Below are 8,823 nucleotides of genomic sequence, written 5' to 3'. Positions count from 1 at the left end.
CCACGGCAATCTCGTCCGGAGTCATACACCCTCAACGTCACACCAAGCCCCAAGGACACGCACCACTCCAGCCGACCTGACCAGGCACTACTAGGACCTGTCCTGGTCGGTCAGTCGTGCAGGGCGCTCGGTTCGCCCTGCACGGCGTCGTCGCCCGTGCGCTGCTGCGGGATGACCACCGTGCCCTGCTGCAACGCGACCGTCCGGGCCGGCGCCGGGATCCGGATGCCTTCCTCGCGGTAGCGGCGGTGCAGACGCTTGATGAACTCGTGCTTGATCCGGTACTGGTCGCTGAACTCGCCGACGCCCAGGATCACCGTGAAGCCGATCCGCGAGTCGCCGAAGGTGTGGAAGCGGATGGCCGGTTCATGGTCCGGGAGCGCGCCGTCGACGCCGGTCATGACCTCGGCGATGACTTCCATCGTGACCCGCTCCACCTGCTCGAGGTCGCTGTCGTAGGCCACGCCCGCCTGCACCAGGATCGTCAGGTCCTGCTCGGGACGCATGTAGTTGGTCATGTTCGTCTTCGCGAGCTGCCCGTTGGGGATGACGACGAGGTTGTTGGACAGCGCGCGCACGGTCGTCTGCCGCCAGTTGATGTCCTCGACGTAGCCCTCCTCGCCGCTGCTCAGCTTGATGTAGTCGCCGCGCTGGACGGTCTTGGAGGCGAGGATGTGGATGCCCGCGAAGAGGTTCGCGAGGGTGTCCTGGAGGGCGAGCGCGACGGCCAGACCGCCGACGCCCAGGGCGGTGAGCAGCGGGGCTATGGAGATGCCCAACGTCTGCAGCACGACCAGGAAACCGATCGCCAGCACCAGGATCCGGGTGATGTTCACGAAGATCGTGGCCGACCCCGCGACCCCGGAGCGCGAGGTGGTCATGTTCTGCACCAGCCCGGCGACGACCCGCGCCGCCGCAACGGTCACCACGAAGATCAGCAGCACCGTCAGACACTGGTTGACGGTGTGCTGCACGCCCGCCGTCAGCGGCAGCAGCGCGGCCGCGGTCGCCGCGCCGCCGGCGATCGCGCACCACGGCACCACGGTGCGCAGCGCGTCCACCACGACGTCGTCGCCGCTCCACTTCGTGCGCTTGGCGTGCTTCCCCAGCCAGCGCAGCAGCGTGCGCGACAGGAAGGCGGCCAACAGGCCGGTGGCCAGGGCGATTCCGGCGAGTACGCCGTCGTCCAGGGTCAGTGCGCGGTTCACAAATGTCACCTGCTCGGTTCCGGGAAGTGCGGTCGCGCCCGTCCCCGTCGAGGATGGGCGCAACCGCTCATCCTGCCGTATCCGGCACAGGAGTTCGTACCCGAGGATCCGGCCGCGATGCAGGGACGGCGCAGCTCAGAGGGCGCGTTGGCCGGTTTGCGCCGTTCGTGGTCCGTACGAACGACGGGCCGCGCACCACCACACCGTGGCGAGGACCGGTACGCCGAGACCGGTCAGATGACCTTCATGCGCACCAGCGCGCCGAGCGTCAGCGCTCCCGGCACCAACGGCAGCCAGACGGTGATGATCCGGTAGGCGAGGACCACCGCCGTGGCGACCGCCACCGGGCCGCCCGCCGCCACCAGCGCCACGATCAGCGCCGCCTCCACCGAGCCGATCCCGCCCGGGGTCGGGATCAGCGCGACCGCCACCGTCGCCGCCAGATACGCGACCACCATGTGCGCGACCGGCACCGACAGCCCCAACGCGTGGCCCACCGCGGCGAGCCCGGCCGCCTGCAGCACCGGGAACGCCAGGGAGCCGCCCCACAGGGCCAGCGCCCGGGACGGACGGCAGTGCACCGAGCGCGCCTCGCTGAGCGCGGTGCGCAGGAAGTTCCACACCGCCGACCGCACCCGCCGGACGAAGGTGAGCACGCCCGCCGCCAGGAGCACGGCCGCCGCGAGGCCGCCGAGGAGCGGACCGAGCGCCGCGTCGGGCAGCAGGGAGCCGAGCCGCAGCGCGTCGGGGAAGACGAGCAGCAGCACGGCCAGCAGGCCCACCCGGGCCACGCCCTCCGCCAGCAGATACAGCCCGAGGGCCGCCGAGGAGCGGGCCAGCGGAACCCCGCACACGGTCATGAACCGCAGGTTGACGGCGCTCGCGCCGAGGCCCGTCGGCAGCAGGTGATTGGCCGCGCCGGCGGCGAACTGGGTCGCCAGCAGCCGTCGTCCGGGCAGCCGCTGCACGACCGCGCCCTGCCGGGTGACGGCAGCCGCGACCCAGGTCAGACAGGTCGCGCCGACCGCGGCCAGCAGCCAGGGCCACTCGGCCTGCCGCAGATGCCCGAAGCCCTCGGCGAGGACGGACCGGTGCTGCACCGCGACCACGGCGACCAGCAGGAGCGGGAGCAGACACAGGATCTGCCGGACGGGTAGTCGACGGGCCGGCCTGACAGGGGGAAGGGGAACGGCTGTCACACTCGGAGAGGTTCTCCGCACGGCGCCAACTGCGGGTTGCGGGAGCGGGGACGGGACATTACGTACGGTCATCGGGTCCTTCGCAGCGGGGGACGAGTCGGATCCACGGGGGGAGAATCTTGACCTCAAGGTTGCTTGAGGTTCTACGGTCGCACTCATGAGCATGGAGACCACCGCCTGGACGCAGTTGTACAGCGTCATGAACGCCCAGCAGGAACGCCGTCCCTTCGACCGGGTGACGCTGCGCCGCATCGGCGCGTTCGCCCGCCCGCACCGCCGCCGTATCGCGCGGTTCGTCGTGCTGGGGGTGCTGACCGCGCTGCTCGCCGTCGCCACCCCCGTCCTCGCCGGACGGGTCGTCGACGCGATCGTGTCGCACGGCGACGCGGGCACGGTCGTCCGCCTGGCCCTGCTCATCGCGTTCATCGCGGTGCTCGAGGCGGCGCTCGGCATCCTCGGCAGGAGGCTGTCGGCGACCCTCGGGGAGGGGCTCATCCTCGATCTGCGCACGGCCGTGTTCGATCATGTGCAGCGGATGCCGGTCGCGTTCTTCACACGTACCCGTACGGGAGCGCTCGTCTCCCGACTCAACAACGACGTGATCGGCGCCCAGCGCGCCTTCAGCAACACGCTCTCCGGAGTGGTCTCCAACCTGGTCACCCTGGTGCTCACCCTGGTCGTCATGCTCACCCTGTCCTGGCAGGTCACCCTGCTCTCGCTGGCCCTGCTGCCGGTGTTCGTCGTCCCGGCGCGGCGGATGGGCAACCGGATGGCCGGAATGCAGCGGGAGGCCGCCGAACTCAACGCGGCGATGGGCACCCGGATGACCGAGCGCTTCTCCGCGCCCGGCGCCACCCTGGTCAAGCTGTTCGGCCGCCCGGAGCAGGAGTCCGCGGAGTTCGCGGCCCGGGCGGCCCGGGTGCGGGACATCGGCGTCCGCACGGCCACCGCCCAGTCGCTCTTCATCACCGCCCTGACCCTCGTCTCCGCCCTGGCCCTCGCCCTCGTCTACGGACTCGGCGGCCACCTCGCCCTCGAGGGCTCACTCGAACCGGGCGCCGTCGTCGCCCTCGCCCTGCTGCTGACCCGCCTCTACGCCCCGCTCACCGCCCTCGCCGGGGCCCGGGTGGAGGTGATGAGCGCCCTGGTCAGCTTCGAGCGGGTCTTCGAGGTGCTCGACCTGAAACCGCTCATCGAGGAGAAACCGGACGCCCGCGAGGTGCCCGAGGGCCCCGTCGCCGTCGAGTTCGAGGACGTCCGCTTCGGCTATCCGTCCGCCGACAAGGTCTCCCTCGCCTCCCTGGAGGAGGTCGCCTCCCTCGACACCCGCGGCGGCGCCGAGGTCCTGCACGGCGTCTCCTTCCGCGCCGAACCCGGGCAGACCGTCGCCCTCGTCGGCTCCTCCGGCGCGGGCAAGTCGACGATCGCCCAGCTCCTGCCGCGCCTGTACGACGTCGACGCGGGCGCCGTCCGGATCGGCGGGGTCGACGTCCGCGACCTGAGCGCGGGCTCCGTGCGGGCCACCCTCGGCATGGTCACCCAGGACGGCCACCTCTTCCACGACACCGTCCGCGCCAACCTCCTCCTCGCCCGCCCGGCGGCGACCGAGGACGACCTGTGGGACGCCCTGCGCCGCTCCCGCCTCGACGACCTCGTCCGCTCCCTGCCCGACGGCCTGGACACCGTCGTCGGCGAGCGCGGCTACCGGCTCTCCGGCGGCGAACGCCAGCGCATGACCATCGCCCGGCTGCTGCTGGCCGGCCAGCGCGTGGTCATCCTCGACGAGGCCACCGCCCACCTCGACAACACCTCCGAGGCGGCCGTCCAGGAGGCCCTCGCCGAAGCGCTCGCGGACCGCACCGCGGTCGTCATCGCCCACCGTCTGTCCACCGTGCGCGCCGCCGACCTGATCCTCGTCGTCGAAGCCGGCCGGGTCGTCGAACGCGGCACGCACGAGGGGCTGCTGGCGGCCGACGGACGCTACGCGGAGCTGTACCGGACCCAGTTCGAGCAGCCGGGGGCGGGGACGGGGGCGGGGGCGCAGGCAGCGACCGTGCCGGCCGTGCTCTGAGGTCCGGCCGGCCGGGTGGTCCTCCTCGTTCCGTGCGGAGGGCCGTCCGCACGGAACGAGGAGGCGATCGGGGAGGGCGACCGGAGGGCGATCGCGAGGGTGGCTACCCGAGCTTCACCGGGGCCGGGAAGTAGCCGGCTCCGGCGAAGAACTCCGTGTACCTGGCGAACAGTTCGGCGTCGATCTCCGGGCAGACGATGCCCGTGCCGGCCAGCGCCGCCTCCGTCGCGCCGACGTCCATCCGCATGTACAGGGCCTCGCCCGCGGTCATATAGCTGCGGAAGATGTCGATCACCGGGAAGAGCGCGTTGTCCCGGTCCGCGCGGACGGTGGCGACGAACTCGTCCCAGGACACCTCGTCCAGGACGTAGCCGGACTCGCGCAGCCGCGCCACCATGTCCGCGAAACCGATCGCCACCGGGTTGAACAGGTGGAACGTCTCGCCGTTCGCCGTGCGGGACAGCGCCAGGACGGCCGCGCTGACGTAGTCCACCGGCACCATCGGGAACAACGCGTTCGCGCCGGCCGGCAGCGCCCGCGCCTGCAAGCTGCCCTTCAGGCTCAGCCAGACGAAGTCACGGGTCTGGCAGGCGCCGTTGGTCTGCGCGCCCGAGACGACGTCGGCCCGGTAGATCGACACGGGCAGCCCGCGCTCCCTGGCCAGCCCGATGATCTTCTCGGCAACGTACTTGCTCTGCCGGTACCCGTTGGTCAGCTCCTCCGGCGGACCGGTGGGGTCCTGCGGCGACAGCCCGGCGCCGTCGGGCGCCGGCCGGGCGAAGACGCCGGTGCTCGACACGTAGTGCAACGGGACCGTCCGGTGCAGCGCGGCGAGCCGCAGCGCCTCCTCGGTGCCGGTCACATTGGCGGCCTTCAACGACGGGTACGGGTGCAGCCAGTTGACCGTGGCGCCCGCGTGGTAGACCACGTCGATCTCCCGGGCGAGCCGGTCGAACCGCTCCGCGTCGAGGCCGAAGCGCGGCTCGGCCAGGTCGCCGGTGACGACCGACAGCCGGTCGCCGTCGATCTCGTCCCAGATCCCGTACCAGGTCAGGTTGGCGCGCAGCCGGCCGAGCGCGGTCGCCTCGTCGGCCCCTCGCACCAGACAGTGCACGGTGGCCCCGGTCGACCGCATCAGATCCCTGAGCAGGAAGGCCCCGACGAAACCGGTCGCGCCCGTGAGGAACACCTGCCCGGGGTCGGCGACCACGGTGACGACCTCCTCGGCGGGGACCACGTCCGCGGCGAGCCGCACCTCGGCCGCGAAGTCCACCGCGGACCGCGTGGAGCCCTCCGTCCGGCGCGCGAGCTCCGCTCCCAGGTACTCGACCAGCGCCGCGGGGGTGTTGTGGTCGAACAGCAGGGTCGGCGCGAGGCGCAGGCCCGTCTCGCCCTCCAGCCGGTTGCGCAGCTCGACCGCGGTCAGCGAGTCGAAGCCGAGCGCGGTGAAGGCGCCGGTGGCGGTGATGCCTTCGGTTCCGCCGTGGCCGAGGATCGCGGCCGCCGCGGTGCGCACCAGGTCGAGCAGGAGCTCCCGCCGACCGGACTCGTCGAGCGGGGCGAGCCGTGCCGCGAGCAGCCCGGTGTTCTGGGCCGTCGCGGTGACCACGCGCCGGGCCGGCCTGCGCACCAGCCCCCGCAACACCGGCAGGACCGGGCCCGGTTGCCGCGCGATCAGGGCGACGTCCAGGTGCATCGGCACCGTCGTCGGGTGTGCGGAGGCGAGCGCCGCTTCGAACAGCGCGGGACCCTCGGCCGGTGAGATGGGCCGCAGACCGGACTGCGTCGCCCGGTTCCAGTCCACCTCGGACAGCCGGGACGCCATGCCGTGCTGCTGCGCCCACGCCGCCCAGGCCAGGGAGTCGGCCGGCAGCCCGTGCGCCCTGCGGTGCTGCGCGAGCCCGTCGAGGAACAGGTTGGCGGCCGAGTAGTTCGCCTGCCCCGGCGAGCCGACGACACCGGCGACGGAGGAGAACAGCACGAACAGCGCGAGGTCGATGCCCGCGGTCAGCTCGTGCAGATGCCAGGCGGCGTCCACCTTGGGGCGCAGCACGGCGGAGACCCGGTCGGGGGTGAGGGCGGTGACGATGCCGTCGTCGATGACGCCGGCGGTGTGCACCACACCGGTCAGCGGGTGCTCCACCGGGATCGAGTCGATCAGATCGGCCACCGCCGCCCGGTCGGTGAGGTCGCAGGCCACGGTCCGCACGGTGGCGCCGAGGGCGGTGAGTTCCTCGGCGAGTGCGCCGGCTCCGGGGGCGTCGGGGCCGCGTCGGCTGGTCAGCAGCAGGTGGGTGGCGCCGTGGTCGGTGACCAGGTGCCGGGCGAAGAGGCCGCCCAGCGCGCCGGTGCCGCCGGTGACGAGGACCGTGCCCTCCGGCCGGAGTCCCGGCCGGGCCGCCGCGCCCGTCGCCCGCACCCTGGCCAGCCGGGGGGTGCTCGCCCGTCCCGCGCGGACGGCCAACTGCTCGTGGCCGGACGCGATGGCGAGCGGCAGCCGCTCGGCGCTCGCCGGGTCGCCGTCCAGATCGATCAGCGTGATACGGCCGGGGTTCTCGGCCTGGGCCGACCTGACCAGACCCCACACCGGGGCCGAGCCGAGCTCGACGTCCTCGCCGTCGTGGGTGGCGACGGCGTCGGTCGTGACCAGCACGAGCCGGGACGTCCCGCACGCCAGCGCGTCCTGCACCAGCTCCAGCGCCCGCACGGTGCTGCGGTGCGCCGCCTCCGCCGGATCCCGTCCGGCCGCCTCGTCGATCATGGCGACGACGATGTCCTCGCCGGCGTCCGCGACATTGGAGACGCGACGCCCGAGGCCGGCCGCCAGAGTGTCTCCCAGCACGGCCGGACGGGCGGGGACGAGGTCCTCCGGTTCGGGGAGGACGACCGGCGACCAGACCACGTGGAACAGGGAGTCGCCCGTCGCATCGTCGAGTCCTGCGGCCTCTGCGACCGCTGCGGCCTCTGAGGCTTGTGCGGCGGCGGTTGCCGGGCGCCGCTTCAGCGCGCGGACCTCCGCGACCGGTTCGCCGGCGTCGTCCGCCAGCCACAGCCGGAACGCGTCCTGACCCTTGGGCCTGATCCAGACCCGGAGCGTGCGCGGACCGACGGCGTGCAGGTCGAACCCGTGCCAGGACAGACCGGCGGTGTCGTGGCCGGCGGCGAGCAGCGGGTGCAGCGCGGAGTCCAGCAGCGCGGGATGGATCCCGAAGCTGTCCGCGTCCGTGTCCTCGGGGAGAGACACCTCCGCGAACAGGTCCTCGCCCCGCTCCCACATCGCCCGCAGCCCCTGGAACGCCGGCCCGTGCGCATGGCCCTTCTCCTCGAGCCGCTGATAGAAGTCGTCGAGCGGGGTCGGGGTCGCGCCGGGCGGCGGCCAGGCGTCGAGGAGGATCGCGGGCGGGGGCGTCGGCTCGGTGAGCAGTCCGGTGGCATGCACCTTCCAGGACGCGTCCGGGTCGTCCCGGTCCGGCCGGGAGCCGACGGCGATCCGCCGGCTGCCGTCCTCGCCGGGTGCGGCCAGGGTCACCTGCACCTGCACTCCGCCGCTGTCCGGGACGGTCAACGGGGTGTCGATCGTCAGGTCGGCGACGCCGGAGCAGCCGACCTCGTCCCCGGCCCGGACCGCCAGCTCGGCGACGACCGCCGAGGGCAGCGTCGCCGTCCCGCAGACGCGGTGGTCGGCGAGCCAGGGGTGGGTGTGCAGCGAGAGCCGCCCGGTGAACACCGCGCCGCCCCCGCCGGCCAGCTCGATGGCCGTCGTCAGCAGCGGGTGTCCCGGCTCCTTCAGACCGAGCCCGACGGTGTTCCGCGCGCCCGTCGACGTGCTGTCCAGCCAGTAGTGCTGGTGCTGGAAGGGATAGGTCGGCAGGTCGACGGCGGTGGCCGTGCCGGGGGCGAACAGGCGCTGCCAGTCGACGGTGTGGCCGTCCGTGTGGAGCTGGGCGAGCGCGGTGAGGGCGGTTCGGGCCTGGGGCTGGTCGCGGCGTTGCAGTGCGGTGAACGTCGCGTCCACGCTCTGCGGGCCCATCGCGCTGAGCACGCCGTCGGGGCCGATCTCCAGGAACCGGCTCACACCGCGCTCGGCCAGCCGGGTCAGGTGCTGGGCGAAGCGCACGGGTCGGCGCACATGCCCCGCCCAGTACTCGACGGAGCAGACCTCTGCCGTGTCGGCGGCCATCGGGATGACCGGCTCGGCGAAGTCGACCGACTCCAGCACGGCCGTGAACTCCTTGAGGACCGGGTCCATCAGGGGGGAGTGGAAGGCGTGGCTGACGGTGAGCCGGTTGGTCTTGCGTCCCTGGCTGCGGAGTTCGTCGGCGATCCGGGTGACGACCTCCTCGGC

The 8,823-nt window shown here is 72.9% G+C and carries 4 protein-coding genes; 1 reads left to right on the top strand and 3 read right to left on the bottom strand.

Going from position 1 to position 8,823, the window contains the following annotated elements:
• Window positions 1-110: 110 nt before the first annotated feature.
• Window positions 111-1,208: a mechanosensitive ion channel family protein gene (locus tag ACWD4O_RS48485; RefSeq protein WP_451289552.1), complete on the bottom strand. Its 1,098-nt coding sequence runs from the start codon at window positions 1,206-1,208 to the stop codon at window positions 111-113.
• Window positions 1,209-1,441: 233 nt separating this feature from the next.
• Window positions 1,442-2,407, bottom strand: coding sequence for a lysylphosphatidylglycerol synthase transmembrane domain-containing protein (locus ACWD4O_RS48480; RefSeq protein ID WP_450949204.1), 966 nt, complete (start codon window positions 2,405-2,407; stop codon window positions 1,442-1,444).
• 163 nt (window positions 2,408-2,570) lie between these two features.
• Here ACWD4O_RS48480 and ACWD4O_RS48475 point away from each other — a divergent pair, with 163 nt between their 5' ends.
• Entirely contained in the window at window positions 2,571-4,478 is a 1,908-nt protein-coding gene (locus ACWD4O_RS48475) for an ABC transporter ATP-binding protein (RefSeq protein ID WP_451289553.1), read from the top strand.
• Window positions 4,479-4,581: 103 nt separating this feature from the next.
• Here ACWD4O_RS48475 and ACWD4O_RS48470 read toward each other — a convergent pair.
• Window positions 4,582-8,823: thioester reductase domain-containing protein (locus ACWD4O_RS48470; RefSeq protein ID WP_451289551.1), on the bottom strand; the 4,242-nt coding region annotated here is incomplete at its 5' end.

Source organism: Streptomyces sp. NPDC002623 (assembly GCF_053592635.1).
The sequence above is the reverse complement of the archived record's forward strand: the minus strand, read 5'-3'. Positions and strand labels throughout refer to the sequence as shown.